Annotated in this window: 14 protein-coding genes; 8 read left to right on the top strand and 6 right to left on the bottom strand. The window is 59.4% G+C overall.

From position 1 onward, the window contains the following. Window positions 1-8: 8 nt before the first annotated feature. Genes VFO29_06115 through VFO29_06125 form a run of 3 tightly spaced genes read right to left on the bottom strand, consistent with a single transcriptional unit; the run spans window position 9 to window position 3,860 of the window. Window positions 9-344 carry a hypothetical protein gene (locus tag VFO29_06115; GenBank protein ID HET9393072.1) on the bottom strand — a complete coding sequence of 112 codons (336 nt, stop codon included), beginning with the start codon at window positions 342-344 and terminating at the stop codon, window positions 9-11. 5 nt (window positions 345-349) lie between these two features. After that, window positions 350-1,054 (bottom strand): hypothetical protein, encoded by a 705-nt coding sequence (locus tag VFO29_06120; GenBank protein ID HET9393073.1) that lies wholly within the window; start codon window positions 1,052-1,054, stop codon window positions 350-352. 16 nt (window positions 1,055-1,070) lie between these two features. Further along, window positions 1,071-3,860 carry a BTAD domain-containing putative transcriptional regulator gene (locus VFO29_06125; protein HET9393074.1) on the bottom strand — a complete coding sequence of 930 codons (2,790 nt, stop codon included), beginning with the start codon at window positions 3,858-3,860 and terminating at the stop codon, window positions 1,071-1,073. Between the two features lie 161 nt (window positions 3,861-4,021). On the opposite strand from VFO29_06125, the gene VFO29_06130 reads away from it, so the two are divergent. Together VFO29_06130 and VFO29_06135 are read left to right on the top strand one after the other, a co-directional pair. After that, window positions 4,022-4,423, top strand: a complete 402-nt coding sequence (locus tag VFO29_06130; protein HET9393075.1) for a response regulator transcription factor — start codon at window positions 4,022-4,024, stop codon at window positions 4,421-4,423. A 45-nt stretch (window positions 4,424-4,468) separates the two neighbouring features. Beyond that, on the top strand, window positions 4,469-5,326 hold the full coding sequence (locus VFO29_06135) for a fatty acid desaturase (protein HET9393076.1): 858 nt from the start codon (window positions 4,469-4,471) through the stop codon (window positions 5,324-5,326). On the opposite strand, the gene VFO29_06140 is transcribed toward VFO29_06135, so the two are convergent. Continuing rightward, window positions 5,323-5,523 carry a hypothetical protein gene (locus tag VFO29_06140; protein ID HET9393077.1) on the bottom strand — a complete coding sequence of 67 codons (201 nt, stop codon included), beginning with the start codon at window positions 5,521-5,523 and terminating at the stop codon, window positions 5,323-5,325. The two genes, VFO29_06135 and VFO29_06140, sit on opposite strands and share 4 nt — an antisense overlap. A 75-nt stretch (window positions 5,524-5,598) precedes the next feature. Between VFO29_06140 and VFO29_06145 the strand changes: the two genes are divergently transcribed. The 3 genes from VFO29_06145 to VFO29_06155 all read left to right on the top strand — a co-directional run bounded on the left by VFO29_06145 (window position 5,599) and on the right by VFO29_06155 (window position 8,161). Beyond that, window positions 5,599-6,570 carry a HEAT repeat domain-containing protein gene (locus tag VFO29_06145; GenBank protein ID HET9393078.1) on the top strand — a complete coding sequence of 324 codons (972 nt, stop codon included), beginning with the start codon at window positions 5,599-5,601 and terminating at the stop codon, window positions 6,568-6,570. 342 nt (window positions 6,571-6,912) lie between these two features. Further along, window positions 6,913-7,557, top strand: a complete 645-nt coding sequence (locus VFO29_06150; GenBank protein ID HET9393079.1) for a hypothetical protein — start codon at window positions 6,913-6,915, stop codon at window positions 7,555-7,557. A gap of 1 nt (window position 7,558) precedes the next feature. Then, complete coding sequence (locus VFO29_06155) at window positions 7,559-8,161, top strand: GNAT family protein (protein HET9393080.1); 603 nt, start codon at window positions 7,559-7,561, stop codon at window positions 8,159-8,161. Window positions 8,162-8,488: 327 nt separating this feature from the next. On the opposite strand, the gene VFO29_06160 is transcribed toward VFO29_06155, so the two are convergent. Next, the gene (locus VFO29_06160) at window positions 8,489-10,813 is read right to left on the bottom strand and encodes a hypothetical protein (protein HET9393081.1); all 2,325 of its coding nucleotides are present in this window, start codon (window positions 10,811-10,813) and stop codon (window positions 8,489-8,491) included. An 890-nt stretch (window positions 10,814-11,703) separates the two neighbouring features. On the opposite strand from VFO29_06160, the gene VFO29_06165 reads away from it, so the two are divergent. From VFO29_06165 to VFO29_06175, 3 genes are all read left to right on the top strand, one after another. Continuing rightward, window positions 11,704-16,791 carry a DUF6531 domain-containing protein gene (locus VFO29_06165; protein HET9393082.1) on the top strand — a complete coding sequence of 1,696 codons (5,088 nt, stop codon included), beginning with the start codon at window positions 11,704-11,706 and terminating at the stop codon, window positions 16,789-16,791. A gap of 1 nt (window position 16,792) precedes the next feature. Further along, window positions 16,793-17,137: a hypothetical protein gene (locus VFO29_06170; protein ID HET9393083.1), complete on the top strand. Its 345-nt coding sequence runs from the start codon at window positions 16,793-16,795 to the stop codon at window positions 17,135-17,137. A 388-nt stretch (window positions 17,138-17,525) separates the two neighbouring features. Further along, window positions 17,526-20,993, top strand: a complete 3,468-nt coding sequence (locus VFO29_06175) for a TM0106 family RecB-like putative nuclease (protein HET9393084.1) — start codon at window positions 17,526-17,528, stop codon at window positions 20,991-20,993. Here the strand turns inward: VFO29_06175 and VFO29_06180 are convergent. Continuing rightward, the gene (locus VFO29_06180) at window positions 20,940-21,557 is read right to left on the bottom strand and encodes a hypothetical protein (protein ID HET9393085.1); all 618 of its coding nucleotides are present in this window, start codon (window positions 21,555-21,557) and stop codon (window positions 20,940-20,942) included. The genes VFO29_06175 and VFO29_06180 overlap by 54 nt on opposite strands. Window positions 21,558-21,795: the final 238 nt, after the last annotated feature.

Genomic DNA, 21,795 nt, shown 5'->3' on the forward strand with positions numbered 1-21,795 from the left:
TTTAGGCGTCAGTGATATTCGACCTGGAGCCGGCAGTTGTCGTCGACAGCTACGGAAATGTTGGGCTCCCAAGATCTAAGATCGAGTGGGTGACGGCTCGATTTGATACGGCAAGTGACTTCGAGTAGCGCCGCGCCGGGCGCGATTATAATCGAATGCTTTCCGGTTTCGCCCTTGCGGACCATCCATGGGTAGTGCACTGGACCTTTCGTCACCAGAACGTCGATGTTGCTGCCAAACTCATTACTGATGGAAAAGTGAAACCGGGGAACCTCCGCGTTCGCGGGCAACCCCGCAAACAAGGCCGCGGCGGCAATAGCCAGCGCGAAAACAGCTCTTTTCATAGCGCTCACCTCCGTTGGTCGTTTGCCGCACCTTTTGGCGGATTGGCGATCAGGTCCTCGATGAACTGCGCGATCAGGTCGCCTTCCCACTTCAGCCGCGACGCCAGCCAGGCGCGTTCGGACGGGCACGTCACCTCGCCCAGTTCGATCACCAGCGCGCCCGCGCTCGCGTGCACTTGCCGGAAGCCGTAATAGTTGCTCAAGTTTGTGGTGAAGTTGTCTGTCATGAAGTGATAGGGAAAGTAATGGCTGTAGAGTGCGCGCCACGCGCGCGCGGCGGGAACCGAGCCGGGATCGTGATAGCCGATCGACGCGCCGGTCGAACATGGTGTGCCACTGCCGTCGAAGTGAATGAAGACCGCCGCTTTGACATCGAATGTGCCGTCGAAATCCGCCGGCTCGCGCGCCACGGTAAAGCCTTTCGCCCGCAGGTCGCGCGCGACTTCATCCGCCACGACCGGCGTCCACTGCCGCTCGCCAGCGGCGCCGAGATTACACTTGTGCTTAAAGTGCGCGCAACTGGCGGGGCGGCCTTCGTGACCGGCCGACACTAAGGCGTCGAAATGCATTGGAGATGCGAATGGCGTGGGGGCAGCTACGATCGAGGGCATTGGTGACGGCACGGGCGAGGTCTGAGATGCAAGCTGCACCGGCGGGGTAATCGATGCGAGCGCTGCGATAAGCGGGATAAAAACAGCCGTCATCAACATCAGGCTGCCCTATTCGTCAGGCGCGGGTTTGCGTCAGGCCGACGAGTTGCTTAATCGCTTCGGACGGCTCGCACTGCAGCTCGGCCAGCAGCGTTTCGCGATACTGGCGGTACTGCCGCATTGCGGCGGCGCGATCGTCGCGGCGCAGGTGCGCTTTAATCGCGAGTTCGCGGCCGGCTTCATCGCACGGATCGTAACCGATCATCTCTTCAGCTAGCTCGAGGGCGCGACGGATGTTGCCGTTGCTCAGCGCGTCGGCGGCCAATCGGTGCGCGGCCTCGAGGCGCAATCCCCGCAAGTGCCGTTCCGTCGCTTCAAACCAATCCCATGATAACATCCGCTCGGGGCGTTTATTGCGGAGCTTCTCGTAGACGCTCGAGAGCTGCGCGCGCTCGGCGTCATCCAGCGAGGTGCGCGACCGCAGCGCGGTCATCGTGCGATCGATCTCCCAGAGATCCACACGCACGTCATCGTGCAGCGCGTAGCCGTCTTTGCTGCGCACCACGCGATCGCTGCCAAGATGCGCGCGCAACCGGTGCAAACAGACGCTGAGCGCATTGCGCGCGGAGTATTCATCCAGCTCGGGCCACAGCAAGTCGGCCAGCCGCGCGCGCGGTACGTTTTCACGCCGCAGCGACAGCGCCACCAGCAGCGCGAGTTCGCGTTCAGAGAGCGGCACCTCGCGGCCCGCACTGCGCACGACGCCCGCCGTCAACTGCACTTCGAGCGGCAGCGCGCGCTCGAAGCGATCGCGGTGCAGGCGCCCCATGTATTTGTCGAGCATGCCGAAATCGGCCAGCCCTTCGGCAATCGCGCGCACCGCGCTCTGCAGGGCGGGCGATTCGCACCGGGCCGCCGCGCGCGCGGCGATTGCGATAGTTTCTTCGAACGCCGGCTCGTCGTATGTTGCCACCGCGACGGCCGACAGACATTCCACGAAGGGTGAGCCCAACTTCTGCGCGGCAGCCAGCGCGGCTCGCGCGTAGCGTACGGTTTCTCGTGCGTCGTTAGAATTCGCAGCTGCAATGATGCTCCCGCAGGCGATGAACTTCAACATGTCGATGTTGGTGGGTTCTTCGTGGCGCCCGCGCGCGGCGGCGGCGAAATACGCCAGCCCGCGCACAGCGTTCGTGTGCACGATTTCGTCGAGCTCGACGCCGTACTTCACAAAGGCGCCGTCGTCGCCGGCAAACCACGCGCCGAAACACGCCTCGGCAAGATCCAGCGCGACGAAATTCATTAACCCCGAACGGCGCGAACCTTCCAGCGCCCGGTCCACGAACTGCCTCGCGACCGCGAACTCGCCGCGCGCCCGGGCGATGTCCGCGCCGAGCGAGAGCAGGGCACCCGAGCCGACGATGTCCGTCACGCCGACGTGCGGCAGCGCCGCCGTCATGTCGCGCTCGCCTTGTCCCAGTCTGCCGGCGCGCGCGCGAAGCAGACCGAGAACGTAGACGACGTAGCCTTCAACATAGTCTTTGGGCTGTGCGCCGATGTGATTCTCGCGCAGATACTCTTCGAGCATCGCTATCGCTTCTTCAATTCCGCCCGTGTAGCCGCGCATGACGGCGCGGAAAATCAGCAAGTAGCTGCGTTCGGTGGGCGTGACGGTTGGCGAAAGCGTGAGCCAGCGCGACTCCGATTCTTCGAGCAACTCTTGCATGTCCATACAGAACATGCGCAGCATGCCCGTAATGCCCCACAGGCGTGGATACTCTTCGATGAGCGCACGATCGAGCGACGCCAGCGCGCGGGCGTATTCCGGCGAAGGCGTGTGGTCGCGAATGACTTCGTATTGTCCGAGCGCGTGCGCCGCCGACTCCTGATCGCCGTGCGCCAGATGCAGCTCGGCCGCGCGCAGATAGTGTTTGGCGCGCGAGTGTGCGCCGGCGACGCGCGCCAGAATTACTTCGCGCTGCGTCTGCCGGTGTTCGACCAGCAGCGCGCCGAGCAGCGGATGCAGCACGAACACTTCGCCCGTATGGGTGAGGAACGGTGACTGCTTGGCGAACTCAACCAGCGCGTGGACGGCGCCTTCTTCTGCAAACGCGGCTTGCAGATCCGCAATGGACGTATGCGGAATGCACGCGCACACAAACAGCGCCTCGTGCAGCTTCGGGTCGAGCGTGGCGAGCACTTCGTCCGCTAAGTAATCGTGAATCTCTTTAAAGGCGACGTCGGCCAAATTCTCGAGCAGCGTGTCGATGCGGCCTTCGCTCGCGAAGCGGCGCAGCAGAAAAACCGCGATCGGCCAGCCCTGCGAGATCTGCATGATGCGCGCCAGGAATCCGGGCCGGTCGGCGTACGGACCAAAGAGTGACAGCAGTTCGGAGCGATCGAAGGCCAAGTCGTCCGCGCGCAGCGTGAGAATTTCGTGTGGCGGTGCGTAGCGTGTTAAATGAAGCGGCAGCGTCTCGCGCGAGCAGATAACGACCACGCGCCGGTCGGGCCGCTGCGAGAGCACGCGGCTAAAGAATTCCAGCGCGGCCTCGTTGCGCGCGACGTGGTCGGCGTTTTCGAAGACGAAGATCGAATCGGTGACCGGGTCTTTCCAGGCTTCAAGCGCGGGACGAGCCGGCTCGGCGGCCAGCGCTGCGATCAGGCGCTGACCCAGGTCGGCTTCGTCGGCGACGTCGGCCAGGTCGCAGACGGTGGCGTTCGGCTTGGAGGCGAGCAGCTGGCGCGCCAGGGTGGACTTTCCGAAGCCGGGCGGCGCCGAGACGGCGACGATCTTCGGCTGGACCCGCTCCAGGCGGTCCAACAGAAAATTCCGCCGGATCTCAAATCCGGCCGCGTTTGCCTCCATGGCCTTACCTTACGACGCGGGCGCCGCCTGGGGCTACGCCATTTCCCCCGATCTTGTAAGCACTTTGTAATGGAGTTGTTATGGGTCGTAAGTCCCACGACAATAGGCCGGGATACTCTCTTTAGAACCGTTTCTACAGTCTATGGAGCTAGATTAAGAAAATGGCGATTTCCACCGAGCCGGCGCACGCCTTTGCCGGCAAGGAACCCGTGGTCACCCGGACGCTGGGCCGCTTGCTTGACCTCGACGAGCAGATCGCAGTGCTCGGCAACGCCTCCGCCTTGGGAGCGATCTTGCGCGGGATGACGATCGGCGAGGCCATTGAGACGTTAAAGGGCCTGGTTCCGTTGACTCCCCGAGGGCATCTTCACTCCAATCTCTCCGAGCGCGAGTTAGAGGTCGTTCGATTGGTGGCCGAAGGGCTATCGAATAAAGAGATCTCCTCGCGGCTCAAATTAAGCGACAAAACGGTAAAGAATCATATTTCGCACATCTTGGCGAAGATGAACCTAACCGCGCGCACCCAAGTAGCCGTTTACGCCATCCGCGCCGGATTAGTATAGCCGCCTGCTCGCTTGAGCAGACCCTGGATTGGGAAACGTACCTACATGGTTGAATCGCGCCCGAACTGGCCGAACGGCATCGGCCTCTTAATAATTCATATCTGCGCGCTGGCTGTTTTTGTTCCACTCTTCTTCAATTGGCCCGCATTAATTGTCGCCGCTTGCATCGCATATGCAACCGGAGCGTGGGGCATCACGCTCTGTTATCACCGCACATTAACGCATCGCAGCGTCCGCCTGAAGAAACCGGTGGAATATGCCACCGCGATTTTAGGTCTGCTCGCCATGCAAGGCGATCCGATTTCGTGGGTCGCGACGCATCGCCGCCATCACGCGCATTCAGACCACGAAGGCGATCCGCACGACGCAGGACGCGGTTTCGGCTGGGCGCACATCGAGTGGCTCTTCAAGCCGAATCCGGACGTGCCGCGCACCGTTCCCGAGTTTCAAAAATATTGTCCGGATCTCTGGAACGACAAGTTTTACCGGGCGCTGTATCAACTGAACTTTCCGATCCAAGTCGCGTTCGCCGGCATGCTGCTGGCCATCGGTGGCTGGCCGTTCGTCGTGTGGGGCATCTTCGGACGGTTGGTGTTCGCCTATCATACGACGTGGCTGGTGAACAGCGCGACGCATATGTTCGGCTATCGCACCTATAAAACGACGGACCAGTCAACCAACTCGTGGTGGGTCGCGCTGCTCTCGTTCGGCGAGGGCTGGCACAACAACCATCACGCGTTTCCGTACTCGGCGCGTCACGGAATGGCGTGGTACGAATTCGACATGACGTGGCTCACGATTCGGTTCTTGTGGCTCCTGCGGCTCGCCGATCGCGTTCGGGTGCCGAGCGCGGCACTACAGGCCCGTCTGCGCGTTACGCCGCGTAAACCTCACCCCGTCTAGCGCACCTCGGTTAAGTGCCAGCCGCCGCACGATCCGTGCGGGCATTGGTACACGCGTAGTTGCAAATACTCGCCGTTCTCTTCGGCGCGTTTCATTTGATGCTCGGCTGTCTCGAGGGCGGCGCGCTCGTGGGGATAGCGCTTCTTGCCGCAGCTGGAGACGAGCTCGACAAGACTCCGTAGTTTATTGCGCCGCATGCCGGGCGGCTTCTCCAATTGTAACGATCTGCCCCGCTCGGAGCACACGCCTCAGTTTCGCTGTATACTTACGGCATGATTCGAACCCTGGTCGCGGCGGCGCTTCTTGCCGGACTTGCTCTTCCGGCGTCCGCGAAGACTGTGGATGTCTCAGCTTATGCGGCAACTCTCCAGCATTCGTCGAACTCACAGCAATTGATCGACGCGTGCAGAAACTTGACGTCAGCGCTATACGTCACGGTGCCGATCGGTACGTCCGGCCAATCGTCACCGAACGGTGATGCGGCGCTTGCTGCGATGACCAAGTTCGTCCAATCGGGGCACAATACGCAAGCCCGCGTTCGCTGCGCGCGTTACTTGGGCAACATTTCCCTAGTCGGCATGGAGCCGCCAAATTTAAAAACGTATAGCCCTTATGCCGACCAGGCAATTGCAGTGCTTTTCGCGCTATTCAAGGATCGGGATCCGTTGATCCGTGCTGGGGCGGCCAACGCTCTTTGGGGGATAAGGTCGCCCGCGGTCGGGCAGGCCCTACTGCACCTGGCGAATACCGATCCATCTCCGATTGTTGTGGGAGCGGCATTTCAAACTATGTTCTGGGCCATGAAAGCAGATATCGCTGCTAATCATGACGCACAGGCGTACGATGATTCCATTGCGCGGGGCCTGCGTTCGATTGATTCGGATGTTGTCGTGGGCGCGCTCTCGGCCTACGGCGCTCTCCACGGATTCCAAGCCAATTCGGTGCTTCGCACGTACGCGGCATCAGACAAACGGCCGGCGGTCCGCGAGGGGGCCATCGCGGCGTTCGAGTCAATGATGGAGTGGAACAAGAGTATAACGGACTTTCTTGAGTCGAGGCTCAGCGATCCCGACATAAATGTTCGCGACAGGGTGATGCTGGAATTGATGCGCTTCGGCGACTACCACGCTTTGCCGGCAATCCAAAGACTGGCAAAAACTGCGCCCACCGCACAAGAACGCGCCTCAGCCGCTGCCTATGCAAAGGCGATGATGGCGTACGAGATACGGAACCGCCCGCACTAACGCAAGGATTAACTTCCTCGGGCGCGGGCTTTTTTCAGGGTCATGATCTGCTCTGCCTGAACGTTTGGAGTCGCGGAGGAACATTCTTATGGTGATGGCTCTGCTTTTCACCGGGGCGCTGGCGACGCCGCAACCGCCGCCCCGATTCCCATGTCGAATCAAGCCGCCGGCCTGCTACGCGTTCGCTATGATGTGTGACTACGGGAACAAAAGGCCGGCCGCGCATTTTGTTAGTATTTCTAGCGGTATCGCGCCGACGCCGATGGTGCGCGAACCCGGGAAATGCTTCGTCAACGTGAAACCCAATGTTGTGCCTTCGCGCAAACGATAGGAGATTCTGAAGTGTTGAAACGCGCCGGTTTGTATTTTTTCGCTGCCCTATTTGCGTTTTCCGCAGTCGCCCTTGCCGATCAGGGCCCCACCTACAAGGGGCCGTTGAGTCCGGTTGAGACAGCGTTCGTAAAAAGCATACAAACCGACCTGATGCAGCGCTTTCCGACCGCGGCGGACGCCGAAAAGGCGGGCTATGTCCGGTACACCAACGCCGATGAAACCGGCGCGATCAGTTACGCCAACCTTCAGTGGGTGTCGCCCGATAGCCGCCACCCCAGTCAACTCTGGTACGACAAGAACGGCAACTTGTTGGGTGCGGACTTTTCGGTCCTAAAAACGAGCGATGTCCGCCCATCAATCTTCGGCACGAACCCGGGGCGCCTTTATGAATTTGACGACCACGTGCACTATATGCTGAAAAACGCGGACGGCACGATGACCTATGACAAGTGGGTGATGGCGCCCAAATACGTTGCGGCGGGCGGCGAGCCGGCGCACCCGACTGCGGCGAAACTGGTCGAAATGGGTCGCGCCAAGAACGTCGCGCAGATCGTCACCGTTTTTGACATGCCGTCCATTTGGGATCTGATCGTGTGGGTCAAACCCAATCCTAACGGGGCCTTTGCCGAGAAGAACCCGCTCGTCACGCCGTAAGGTGCCGTGGATCGAGCCGGTCGCGCTGGACGGGACGCACGTTAGACTGGAACTGCTATCAAGGGCGCATCACGACCATCTGGTGGCAGCCGCCAGCGACGGCGAGCTCTGGAACCTCCACTATACGACTGTTCCCGAGCCGGCCGGGATGATGGCGGAGATCGACCGGCGCTTAGCGCTGTTCGAAAGCGGGTCGATGCTGCCGTTTGCGGTGATCGACCGCGCGACGGGCGAAGCCGTCGGCATGACGACGTACATGAATATCGACGCCGAGAACCGGCGCTTGGAAATCGGTTCGACGTGGTATCGCAAGCGCGTGCAGCGCACCGCGCTCAATACCGAGTGTAAGCTTCTGCTTCTCTCGCACGCGTTCGACACGCTCGGATGCATCGCCGTCGAATTCCGAACCTCGTCTTTAAACCTGCAAAGCCGGCGCGCGATCGAGCGCCTCGGAGCCAAGCTCGATGGCGTATTGCGCAGCCATTCCTTTCATAAGGATGGCTCGCTGCGCGATACCGTTGTTTACAGCGTAACGGCGCCGGAGTGGCCGGCGGTGCGGGCCGACCTTCTGGGGAATCTAAGATGCGACCAAAGCTCGCGATAGCTGCTTTACTAGCTCTCGGGTCAGCTGCCTGCGCAGCGGCTGGCGGGGGGTTCGGATATTCTGCCAGGGCCTGCGGTGGAATCCCCGACCCAATGTCTCTTTTGGTTGACTATCCCACGGAGCTCCGCATGGTTGGTCTCCCCACCGCGATTATTGCATTTGTGATCCTTGCCGTCCTTATAGCATTTCCCGGGCGCCAAAGCGTCATACTCACAAGCCGCAAGGGCACTGTGATTATTCTTTTGTTGAGTTTTCTTGTCGCCGCCATAGCATCTGCAGCAGCCGCCCCACATGGCGGTGGGCCGTGTGATATTTGATTTCGGAGGATCACCTCGGCCTCTGCGTCGTAGCCGCTGACGTTCGCGACACGACGCTCACTGGAATAGGAATAACTGAGGACGTCCCATCGCTCTTGCTAGCGGTCAGCGTCAGCTGGATGGTTGCATTAGGCACCGGCAATCCGACCAGCGTAAATGGGAACGTCGCAGCCCATTGGCCCGCACCGCTCTGCGCGATCGAGGTTTGCACTCCATTGTAGCTCAGCGTCACGTTATTCACATTACTCGTCGTAATCGCGTTGAGGGTGACCGGCGTTCCATACGAGACGACCGTCGGCGAGAGCGACACGTAAAAAATCTGAACCGCATCCCCGGGCGCGGCGAAATTATTGGGCGGCGGCGACCCGAAGATAAACGTGTTCGCTTGCGCAAAGGCCGACGGCATCGGCGCCGGTATGGGTGTCAGCAGCGGCGCTGGCGTAAAGAGTCTCGACACGACAACGGGCATACGTCGCGTGAGCGGCCGGAACGGAGCCGGCGGCGTCGGCAGACTCCTAGCAAAACTTAGGTTCGGCGGCAGCGCTGCGGCCGAAGGTAGCACCGCGCTGGGCGGTAAGGTCGGCAACGGGTTCGGCGTGGGAACGGTTTGCAACGGCGCTCCGGGATAGAGTCCGTCCGGTGTACCCGGTACCACCACGTGCGGCGTTACCGTGATAATCAGCTCATTGCTCACGCCGTTTAGCGTCTCGTTGCGGAAAACGTGCCCAACTAATGGCAGGTCGCCCAGCACCGGAATCTTTGACTCCGTGCGCTGGGTGTTGTCCTGAATGAGACCGCCGATAACCAGCGTCTGATTCTCGCGCAAGGCGACGGTGGTTTGCGTGTCGCGCGTGGAGATCTGCGGAATGCCGTTCAGTATCCCGGTCAGGCTGTTGACCACCGGATGCAGCGCCACGGTAATCAAACCGTCGTCGTTGACGATCGGAGTGATGTCGAGAGTTACGCCGGTTTGAAACGTCTGGATTTGCGTGGTCGCAACGGTTCCCGCACCCCCGCCGGCTTGCAGCTGAATCGAGAGATTGTCGCCCGCTCGGATGGTCGCTGTGTGGCCGGAGAGCGTCGTGATGCGTGGATCGGCGAGCACGCGCGCGGAGCCGTGTTGGATTGCGAGGTTGAGCTGGAAGCCAAACGCAATCGGCGTGCGAATAAGTTTTGTCGGGCGCATCAGGCCGGGCGTTATGCCAGTGATCGGGTCCGGAGCCGGCGTCGACTCACCGATAAGGGTGCCGATGCTGAAGTCACCGCCGAAAATCGACGAAAGCGAGATGCCCAGATTTTTCGCTGTGTTTTCGTCGACCTCGAGGATCTCGGTATCGAGCACCACCAGCTTCTCCGAGACGTCCAGTTTGGCGATCAGATCTTTGGCCAGCTTGATCGAATAGGGGTTTCCCGTGAGGATCAGCTTAGGCGAATCAGGCGATACCGTAATATGTAGGTCCGGCGCCTGCGATGAAAGCGACTGTGTGACGAGGGTTGCAAGATCGCTGGCCGTCGTGGAATTATTGCCGTTGCTTGCCGGCAGTGCGGCCTTCAAGGTGTAGATTTCCGCGGTCCCGCCCCCGCCGCCACCACCAATCGCACCGGGGGCCGGGCTTGGAACCGCGTCGAGTTGCGCAATCCCATCGGCGATCCGCCGCTGATCAGCCGCATTCGCTGAGACGCTCAAAGAGTTTATCTCGGCGTCGACTGTGACTTTAGAGTTGGGGTACGAACGGGCAATGAGGTCGCCTACCGATTGCGCATCGAGCGTCCGGATGCGATAGACGGCCGTATACTTCGCCCCGGCAGACGGCGCGTCGAGCACGGCAATTACGTCTTTGGCACGAGAGACAAGATCCGGCGCGCCCGCCAAGACGACTGTCTGTCCAGCCACGCCCACGCGCAATCCGTGAACCGCACCCGCGACTTCACGCGCAATCGCCCTGGGGTTTGCTTGCAGGATACGAACAGCTTCTGTAGCGGGCGCGCTAGGCGCGGGTCGCGGCGTCGGCGTCTGCGGAGGCTGATCGATCGCGGAGACTAGCGCTTGCATCTGCTGCAAGTCGGAACTGATCGCGCTGACTAGCAACGTGTGTCGATTCACGACCGACAGCTTTGCGTTCGGATAGAGTGGATGGAGACGCGCGGCAATCTGCTGAGCGTCCATGCGATGCAAAATAAATGATGCCGTAACCGGAGTCAGTGGGTTTCTCGTGTCGATTGCCGCCCCGACTTGGCGCAATGCCGCCGCGTCGTCCGGCCCCGCCAGCACGACAACGGCATTCGCCGCCCCATCGATCGTAAATGAAAGATGGGGATAGAGCCGACGGAGCACGCGCGCTGCGTCTTGTGCGCGTACCGTTGTGAAAGTAAGAACAATGGGCGTCGGCGGCGGCCGCGCGGGTCGGCGTTGCGCGGCCGAAAGTCCGCCGCAGAGCGAAATCACTAACGACACGGCACAGAGGAGAGAAAACCAATAAGGCCTGTTCACGAAAAACACTCCGGCTGCGCGTTAGAGCGCAATTACATGAGCAGGCTCAACGTCCTGAACTAATTCGTGGCTTGCGAGGACGCGCTTCCTGAAGGCCGACGGCGTAGATCCTGTGGCTTTCTTGAAGTTTCTGACGAACGCGGACACGCTGCCGTATCCCACTTCTGCGGAAACGGTGATAATGCTTCGATCGCTCGCCGAAAGGAGCTGTTGGGCTACCGTTATCTTGACGATGTGAACGAATTCTGAAAACCCCATGCCTGTTTTTCGTCGGAAATACCTACAAAATGACGTGCGCTCCATGCAGACTGCTCTTGCGACTACCTCAAGGCAAATGGGTGAGTTCGCATGGCTGGCGATGTACTGCGTCGCGACCCGTAGGGGTTGGTGGAAGAGAATCCTTTGCCGTATGGCGTTGGAGAGCGGCAACGCTGTTGTGAGAGCTTCCGAAGTCTGTAACAATCCGATATCCATTGCAATCTCCCGTACTGCAGACAATAACGATCGTGTGCGTCTTTTCGCAAGACGCAGGGCAACGCTATTTCGTGACCGGGGTATTTTGCTACTCTGTGATCGCCGGGCAATTATTGGCCTATAGCGCGCAAAAATTGGCCGACAGGGCGCACGACTTGGCTTCAGCGCGTCAAGTATTGGCAAAGCCAGCGCAATTGTTGACTTTGCGTAAACACGAGCCGGCGGGATAGGCTTCTGTTAACTGACTTTGGGAGGTCGCCATGCCGCGCTTTGTTATTCTTGCCTTTGCGATTCTTTTCACAACTCAAAGCACAGGGGCTTCGGCGCTGGCTGCGACCGCCCAGGGCGGGCAGGTTTCGCTTTTCGCCCAGGTTCGAATGGACCTCGGGCACATTGTAGCTGCGGCGGCCGCTACACACATCGGCGCGCTACTTACGGGCAATGCGGACCGATGGAATGCCATGCACGCCCCGCCGCCGGTGTTTCCCAGAACGATCCCCAAACCCGCAAACCCTGAGATTCACGCGATGCATCCGCTGCCACCCGTTCGTACGGGCATCAAAGTGGAGCCGCCATTTCCGCGGATGCGTCCCATTGCACCCAAAGACGCGCCTCCGGACCCGCTGGCGATGAAGCGTACGGTCGCGACCTTCGGTAGCGCGCGCGGCGGCATCATGAGAAAGGCTCAGGCAGTACCAACCCTTCTCAAGCCAATGAGCATCAATAGCGCCAACTCCGCCGGGACAGGCATCAACCCTTGGTGGACCTATGAAGAGGGCGCGATTCCGGGCGTTGGCAAGTATATGGTCAACGTCGCCAGTGGTAACTTAATCGTCCAGGAGGACGATGTCGACATTCCCGAGCGCGGCATAGACCTCGCCTTCAGACGAACGTACAATTCCCAAAGCCTTCACGATTCCGCCGGCAGCGACGGTGGAGTGCCTTCAAACTACGGTGACGGGTGGACCAACAATTTTGACGTGCACCTAGCGTACAACGGCTCAAACGTTGTGACCGTCTATGATTTGGACGGCGCGCGCTACGATTATACAAGTGACGGACAAGGTAACTGGGTCGCCCCCGCCGGCCAACATGCCGTTCTGATCTACACCGGCAATTGTCAGTACCAGTGGCAAAAAAAGAACGGCACGGTTTACGTCTTTTGGAGCCCCGCAATCACCAGCTGTCCCGGCGGTTCCGGATACGCCGGCTACGCCGGTCGCACTATGGGAATATATGCGCGCAACCATAACAACAACATCACGTTTGGCTTTGGCTGGGATAACGGGGACCCCAGCTCCGCCGCGCACCTAGTCGTAATCTATGCAACGCACAGTGACGGGCAGACACTAAGTCTTCATTTTACGGATTTTTCGGGCCACCGCGAGCTGGCGTGGCTGACTCGCCCGGACAGCGTGATGATCACCTATTCCTATGACAGCAGCGGCGATCTGAGCGGGGTCACCGAGGCGACAAACAACAGTGCCTATGGGTATCATCAATACAATTGGTGGCCCGGCCAAGCCCATCAATTGATTGACGTCCTCCCTCCGCGTTGGGCACAAAGCGGGGCTGCGGATGGAGCCGATACGTGGTTCTATTTCGACGGTAGTAACCGTGTCGTCGGCATTCAATTGTACGGCTACCCCAACTTTACGCCCGACGACGGCACCGGAACGGCGCTCCAGCCGAGCTACTCTACGGGCGCTCGGACTATGGCCTACACGACCTTTAGCTACCCATCGACAGGCGAGACGGACCTCACTGATGTTGACGGACACGCGACGAACTGGTTTTACGATACAGTTGGCCGGAACTCGCAAACAAGGGACTGGACTGGCTCTCAGTGGCTCGTCACATATGCCAGTTGGGACAGCAACAACAATCTAACCGAGTCGATCGACGTTCGCAACCAAGCAACCGACTATGCGTACGATTCCAATGGAAATACGGTTGCCGTTGGCCTCCCGAGCGTCTCGACAAACCAGGGTACCTTCAGGCCTACGACACTGTATTCATATGACCGCACGAACAATGCCGACAACATTGTCGCAGTTTGCGACCCCATTTTCGCGCACTCCCATGGCCAAGACTGGACTTCCAATCCCGGAACGAGTGATTCGCTCTGCCCCAGCCAATCCGGCACGACCCGATATACCTGGGACTATAGCGACGCTAGCGAGCCATTTGGCAGGCTGAGCAACAGCTACACGCCGCTCGGCTATCATCGGGCATACTCCTACGACTCAGGCGCGCAAGGAGGCGATTTTGGGCTTCCGACATCCGTTGTCGGCGATACGTTCACACAAAACGATGGGACGTCGCGATCACCCACGCAGCAATTCATCTATGACGGGTACGGTAATCTTGTCTGCTTCTCGAAGCTACAGGACGGCAGCGGAACGCACTGGTCGAGGCTGACCTATGATTCGCTTAACCGCCAAACCGCAGTTGCCGACCCCGACGATGCGACGCTCACCGTCTCGCAATGCTCAAACAGCCCCGGGATCAGCGGGTCATACATTGTCTCGTCGACCACCTACTACCAGAACGGCCAGGTGGCTTCAACGCAATCGCCGTCTGAGCACGCCTCCTATGGCGTTTCAACGACGTTCACCTACGATTCGAACGGTAATCAGATTGGCCAGGCCGGCGGTTACGGCCCGACTCAAAAGTGGTATGACGGTGCGGACCGCCTGGTCGAGGTTGTCGAGCCGACAAGCGGCTCCGTCTATGGAAGTCTGAGTGCGGACTTGTTTCCGTGGCTAACGCGCTATATCTATGATATGAGCCAAAATAACCAGGTCAGCATGCAGTACGGGGGCGGGTACTATGCTCACGGCAACCTGTTCAAGACGCAGAGATATGTGCCAGCAAAGCTGATAACGGTTCAGAGCAGCTACGGAACGATCACGACCATGAGCGCATCTCGAAAGCAAGCCGCCGCTAAGACGGCCGAATCAACCCCAGCTCCGAGTTCGCTGAAGCCCTCCGCCCCGATTCTCCCGCGTGGCTCAATGCGTCTACCGAAGGCGCTTACGCCTCTGACGTTGGCGCCGCGCGCGTCACTGCAGACATCTCCTTCGGCAATCGCGCCAAGAGCGATCGTTAGAATGAGCCAACCGTCGGGGACCGGCGGTCAATGGATGGATGTTTCAGGGACTGCCTTTGACTCGCTCGACCGAAAAAGTGCCGAATATCATTACATCCCGGGCAGCGACAGCATTGGGACGCACTCCTATACCTACGATTCTGGCGCCGCAGGCCTGCTCGTTTCTGAGACGATGCCCGTCGGAGATTCCAAGACTTACACGTACGACAATGCGGGCCGCCTTGGAGCCGTGTCATTCGCCGTTTCTAGTTCGAGCACGTACACCGCGGGGCGCAGCTACACATACGATCCTGACGGGCGCGTCGCAAGTGTCGGGAACTCCGAATTTGGTACTTGGAATTATAACTATGATGCCGACGGCCGGTTATCGAGTTTGGCCGAGCCAGCCGGCGGCGGCAGCGGCATTCCAGGCTCGCCATATAGCAATTCGGGAACGTTAACATCCCCTTCCACTTACCTATACAGCTATTACGGGAACGGTTGGGCATCGCAAGTCCAAGTCCAAGGCAGCAACGCCGCGACGCAGCAAGAAAGCTACCGAAGCGACGGCCTGCCGCAAACCGACTACTATTCCACGATTCCAGGGTCGATCACGCGTCAGTATACACCGGCGGGGCGAATCACGAACCGGACCGACCCGAGCGGGAGCGACTCGACGACCTACGACGGTTATGGGCGGTTGGCAACGCAATCGGTTCCGTCGGGGACATACGCCAACTTCACATACAATGATCAAGGCTTGCCAACGGATTATCGGATTTATCCGGTTTCAGGCAGCTACAGTGAAGTTCAGTCAGACTACACGGCGACAGGGCAGCTCGCATGTAAGCACACGATAGATGGCCCGTGTAATTGGTATTTCGACGGCACTCCAATCCCAAATGCGCCGTCCTATTACGCACCAGATGGCAACCAGTACTCAAATAATGCCATCGTCGACACTCGCAATTTGCTTGCTGTCGGGACCGCAGTGGAGGATGGCTCGGGGAACGTGGTCGTGTCTGGCTCCAACGCCTATGATGCAAATACGCGAATCACCCAGACCGTATCGATGACAACGTACGATGACGGCCGTGGCGACTGGCAGTGGGTCTGGCAAACCCAGCACACCTATCAGTACGACGGAGAGGATCACACTACGTCGGTTTCAGATGTGGCCGCGGTTACCAGCACAATTACTGCCTCTCATTCCTACGCCTGGGGCCCCAATGGGCATCCCGTTACCGTGGGGATGTCCTGTAACTCCGGCCTTCCGATCTGCGGCCAGATGGGTGGCTGGCACTACAACGGACTGCATTGGAACGGCGACGCCCTAGCCTTTGAAACGCGCGCTGATTCGTCCGTAAGTGACTACAAGCTGGGCCTCGACGGGGATGTACTGTCGGGGACTCTTTATAACGGTAATGCGTCGGGCTATTCCGGCGCGACCTACTACGATCGCGACGCCTCGGGTGCAACCTTCGCGGACCACAACGCGAGCGGCCACAGCTTATTTGCAAGCTGCAACGGCGGACCGATTGCAAACACTCCCGGGCCTAACAACTTAGGGTGCGGGGGCGGCACAGCGCAGCAGCCCGGATATTATGACGCCTCCTCGGGCATTATCTTGTCCTATCAGCGGCGGGACGGCATAACTGACGGTTCAGCGAACATTCAAGGTGTCCGAAACTACAGCTCCGAGACATCACAATGGACCACGCCCGACGCATATGCTGGCGAGATTCACGATCCGATGTCCCAGGCAAAATACATGTGGAATAGAAACAATCCGCTAGCCTACCATGATCCCAGTGGTTATGATGTCCTGATAGACCTCGTTCCTGGGGGAGCTGGCGGCCTCGGGCACATTGAGCTGATCACCTACGATCCTAAAACTGGAAAGGGATGGCTCTTGTCAGCCGAAAGTAGCACCGGGGCGCCCTTTGGCAGTACGATAGGTATCCACGAAACGCGTGTTTCAAACGTCAACTCTCTACCAACCGAAGGGCATCACTACTATCACGTAAGTACTTCAACTGCACAAGATAATGCAATTAAGTCGGTCTACGACCAGCACGACAAAGCGTCGAAACAAGGAGAGCACTACAACCTCTTGACGAATAACTGCGAAACGACAGCCCAACAGGCTCTTGATAAAGGACGGGTGGACGTTGGTTTGAGTGGGATCCCAAACGTAAATCGGCTCCTTCCGGCAGTGGGCGTCCCCGAAGTCCTGCCGAATAAGATAAGATTGTAGAATGAAGACATTAGTACTCTTGATCGTATGTGCTATCTACGGGTTTGCTGGTGGAGCTGGATTCGCTAACTCCGCAGATTTCTTGCGTGCTGCGGCTCCATTTTGGTCCACTTTGGTGGCGGTCCCGCTGCTAGTCGCGTTCGAGATATTTCAAACTGACGTCGCCTTGAGAACAACGGGCATCATCATTGCCTTGCTTGCAGCTTACGCCGGTTATTTGCATTTCTCCAACAGCCCGCAAAACTTAAATTATCTTGGAGTAGCGTTAGGGTCGCTTCTTGTAAATGCGATTCCGATATTCGTGATCGCGCTAATCACTTGGTCAATAGCGGCAAAAGTGCGTTAGAGCTTGTTCTTAGGACGACGCTTATTTGGGCATCAGTTAGCCTAGAGGTCGAGATGGGAGCTTCTCTATGGCCGGAGACGTCGCGACAGCCCAAAAAAATGTTTCTTATATGCATGTATGGCGCGCAGGAAGCCGGATGGTTTGTACACGCAAAATTGGTATGAATCTTCCGATAACCTCTAGGGTTTTCCGCGTAGATGCTAAAGCTCGGCCAAAGCGTTGAGGTGATGGCCTAGGACTGACCCTTGGGCTGTTTCCTATGTGGTAGGAAGCCCACGCCAGCACCAAGGTGGAGTCCACGCTGATGGCTCCTTGCGGAAGAATCAATTCAGGTTGACGATCCACAGCGTGCCAGGCGTATGGCACTCGCCCTAGGTATTCTCTACCCATGCAGACGACAGACGGCCGGTTCGTCTACTCAGCCTCGGACCTGAACAACTACCTGGAGTGCCGGCACCTCACGCAGCTGGACAGGCGAGTCGCTCTTAAAGAGCTGACGCGCCCGTCCGAAGAGGACCCCATGACGGCCCTCATCGCGCGCAAGGGCTTAGAACACGAGCGCCTCTACCTTGAGCGCCTTCTCGAATTGGATGGCGGCGTTGAAGTCTTCGAAGCCTCAGGCGATAACGCGATCGCCGCGCTGCACGAGGCCGAGGCGCGGACGATTCGCGCGATGGAGCAAGGCGTCCAGCATATTTATCAGGCCACGTTTTTCGACGGCAGGTTCCTCGGGCACGCGGACTTCCTACGCCGGGTTCCCGTGCCATGCGCGCGCTGGGCGTGGAGTTACGAGGTCATCGATACCAAACTTGCGCTTCATCCCAAGCCTTATTTCCTGATTCAGCTCTGCAACTACAGCGAACATCTGCAGCGCATTCAAGGCACCGCGCCGGAGTTCGGATACATCATCCTCGGCAGCGGCGAGCAGGCGCGATTCCGACTCAACGACTACGCCGCCTACTATCGCCACGTGAAGAGCTCGTTTCTCGAAAGCATGGAGAGTGGGCTCGACGTCTATCCGACCGAGTGCGCGCATTGCTCGATCTGCCCGTGGAACGCGCAATGCGCCAAGCGGCGCGATGACGACGACCACTTGAGCCTGGTAGCCGGCATGCGGAGCGACCAGGTCGCAAAATTTCACGCCAGCGGCATCACGACGCTGGCGGGCCTGGCGGCTGGAAACGCGCAGCGGCCTCATAAAATGACCGAAACGACCTTCGAGCGGCTGCAAGCACAGGCGCAACAACAGCATCTGCATCGCCAGTCGCGACGCAACGGCGACGGCGCCAAGCATTTCTATCGCTTTCGTCCGTTGTCGGACGAGCTCGGCGGCTTTGCAAAATTGCCTCCGCCCGCGAAGGGCGACATCTTCTTCGATATCGAGGGCGACCCGCTTTACCGCCCCGATCGCGGACTCGAATACTTGTGGGGTTTTTACCTGCCCGACGAGGACGAATACCGCGCGCTATGGGCAACCGATTCGTCCAAAGAGCAAACCGCCTTCGAGCAGTTCGTGGACTTCGTCGTGCAGCGGCGCGAGCAGTATCCGGACGCGCATGTCTATCATTACGCGTCGTATGAGATCACCGCGCTGAAGCACCTGATGGGCCGGTTCGGCTCGCGCGAGCGCGAGGTCGACGATTTCTTGCGCAAAGGCGTCTTCATCGATCTCTTCCCGGTCGTCCGCCAAGGCCTGTGGATCTCGCAGCCGTCGTATTCCATCAAGAGGGTCGAGGCGTTTTACGGGCTGGAACGCGAGACGCAAGTCAAAGGCGGCGACGAATCGATCGTCATGTTCGAGGCGTGGCTGACCGATCGCAAAGACAACGCCATCCTCGAAGACATCCGCGCATACAACGAAGACGACTGCCGCTCGACCTACCGCTTGCGTGAATGGCTGCTCCTATTACGCGACGAGCTCAACGCGACGTTGCCGGAGCCGCTTCCCTGGCGGCCCGAGCCGGAGGTCAAGGCAGACGACGAGCCGGCGCGCACCGAACTCGAGGCGCGCTTGCTCGACAACCTGCCCCCGCCCGACTCGCTCACCGAACTGCGCGGCTGGAACGAATCGTTGCGCGCGCACTGGCTGCTGGGCAATCTCGTGCAGTATCACCGGCGCGAGACCAAGCCCGAGTGGTGGAAGTATTTCGACCGCTGCAGTAACCCCCAGGATCTGCTGGAGTACGACGACGAGGCGATCGGCGGACTCACACTGTGCGCCGAGATCGCGCCGTACAAACTCGGGCCGAAAGATCGCAACTCGGTCTACACCTACACGTTTCCGCCGCAGGAGCACCGGCTTCCGCTCAAAGGCAGCCACGATCCGTTCACGGGCAAGAGCGCGGGCGAAATCGTCGCCATCGATAAAGTCGCGCGCATTTTGCAGATTAAACTCTCCCAAGCGATCGAACCACAGAACTTACGCGCGCTCATTCCGGGCACGCCGATTCCGCAGAACAAGAAACGCGCCGCTTTGGAGCGCATCGCGCGCAGTTATCTGGACGGCACGTTGCAATCGCAGTTCCCGGCGACCCTCGAAATGCTGCTCGGCAATAAGCCCCGCCTAAAGAGTACCGGCCCGATTCAACCTGCTGAAGTCAGCAAAGAATCCGTCTCGAGCGTCATCCAGAGCCTCGACAACAGCTATCTCTTCGCGCAAGGTCCGCCCGGCTCGGGCAAGACGACCGTCGGCGCGTGGACCATCGTGGATTTGCTCCAAGCAGGCAAACGAGTCGGCATCGTCGCGCAAAGCCATAAGGCGGTGCATAATCTGCTGCGCAAAGTTGAGGAAACGGCCAGGGAGCGCGACTTCCGCTTTCACGGCTGCCACAAGGAAAGCGGAACGACCGAAGGCTCAGCCTACGAGGCGCTTCCAGAATGGCCGATGGTCGAGAGTCACGACGATATCAAAACGCTAACCGCGGAAACGTGCGTGCTCGCGGCCGGAACGACGTATGCCTGGGCCGATGAGAGCCTCATGAAAGAGTTTGATTACATATTTATTGATGAAGGTGGGCAGATCTCACTGGCCGACGCGTTGGTCGCGTCGATCGCCGCGAAGAACGTCGTGCTGTTAGGGGATCCGCTTCAACTGCCGCAGGTCACGAAGGGCTCACATCCGACCGGAACCGATCTCTCCATTCTAGAGCATCTGCTTGGGAATGACGAAACGATTCCTCCGGATCGCGGCCTGTTCTTGGATACGACATACCGCATGCAGCCGGCCATCTGCAATTTTATCTCCGAGGCCATTTACGAAGGGCGCCTGCATAACCAGCCGCTGACCGCGAATAACGCGATCGAATCCCCGGGCTTACGCGGCGGCGGCCCGATCTACATGCCGGTTGAGCATGAGGGGAACGGGCGGCGTTCGGATGAGGAAGCGGAGCGCGTCGTCGAGGAAGTCGGATTACTGTTGCGGGGCACCGTCACGATTAAAGACCAGCCGAACCGGCCGATGACGCAAGGCGACATCCTTATCGTCGCTCCCTACAACTTGCAGCGCATTCGCATCGAAGAACTCTTGGCGGCGGCCGGATTTCCGGACGTACGCGTCGGTACGGTGGATAAGTTCCAGGGGCAAGAAGCACCGGTGGTGCTGTATAGCATGGCAACGTCGAGTTCTGAGACGCTGCCGCGCGATGCCGCATTCTTATTCGACAAGAACCGTTTTAACGTCGCCATCTCGCGGGCGCAGTGCATGAGCGTGATCGTTTGTAGTCCGCGTCTGCTGGACGCCCCGTGCAAGACGCCCGAGCAGATGTCGATGGTGAATCTGCTCTGCGCTTATCGGGAAGCGGCTCTAGCCGCGGCGCCGGCGGCGATGCATCAGGCCGCGGAAAAAGTCGCGAAATAGCGCGAGCCGGAATAGTCCGAAGGCGGAGCGGAACGGATTACGCCATTCCGGCGGCTTGGGTTCGAGCGATTTAGGATCCGGGACATCTTTTGAGCCGCGCTCGGATTCTTGCCGACCCTCGTTCCAATCGAACTCCGAAACTTTGCGCTGCGTGCCCTGAAAGTGCGCGAACCAGTTCTTGGGAAACCAGTCGTGCGAGGGCCATTCAATGTCTTCCAGGCCGTAGGCGCGCAGAACGTCATAGGCGTCGTCCAGGCAGTTGCGCAGTATCGCCATGTACGCGTGCTTCTCGATCCAGAGCACGGTTTCGTAGGCGCGAACCGGGTCCGCGTCCGGCACGTCGATGAATTTAACGTCGTCGTATTGCAGCTTGCGCATGCAGGCTACCGGGTCGGAGCTGAGCTCGTTCCAGAAGCCCATGTCCTTGGCATCCGTGTGGATGCCGCCGCTATGGTTTTCGACCGAGCCGGCATCAATGCGCTTGGGCGGATCGTACTCAAACGCCCAGCCCACGTGGCCCGCGCCGTCCCCGCCACGGTAACGGACGAAGATCGCCGCCCTCATTTCGTCATCCCCTCGTTACCTCGGGGTCCTTCGATACCTCAGGATGACTATAAGTCGTCGGGTGAGATGCCTTTGAAGCCGGTCTTGTCGTACTGCGTCTTCTTCGGCGGCGCATGTACGGCGGTGTGATCCTCGTACTCGCCTTCGTAGTGCACGGTCGCGGGCTCGCGCGTGCGATCGTAGGCGCTCACGAGTTTCTGCATGCCGTCGCCGCCGGTGCCCATCACTTCGGCCAGCG

The sequence above is a fragment of the Candidatus Rubrimentiphilum sp. genome, from assembly GCA_035710515.1.
Taxonomy (GTDB): domain Bacteria; phylum Vulcanimicrobiota; class Vulcanimicrobiia; order Vulcanimicrobiales; family Vulcanimicrobiaceae; genus Rubrimentiphilum.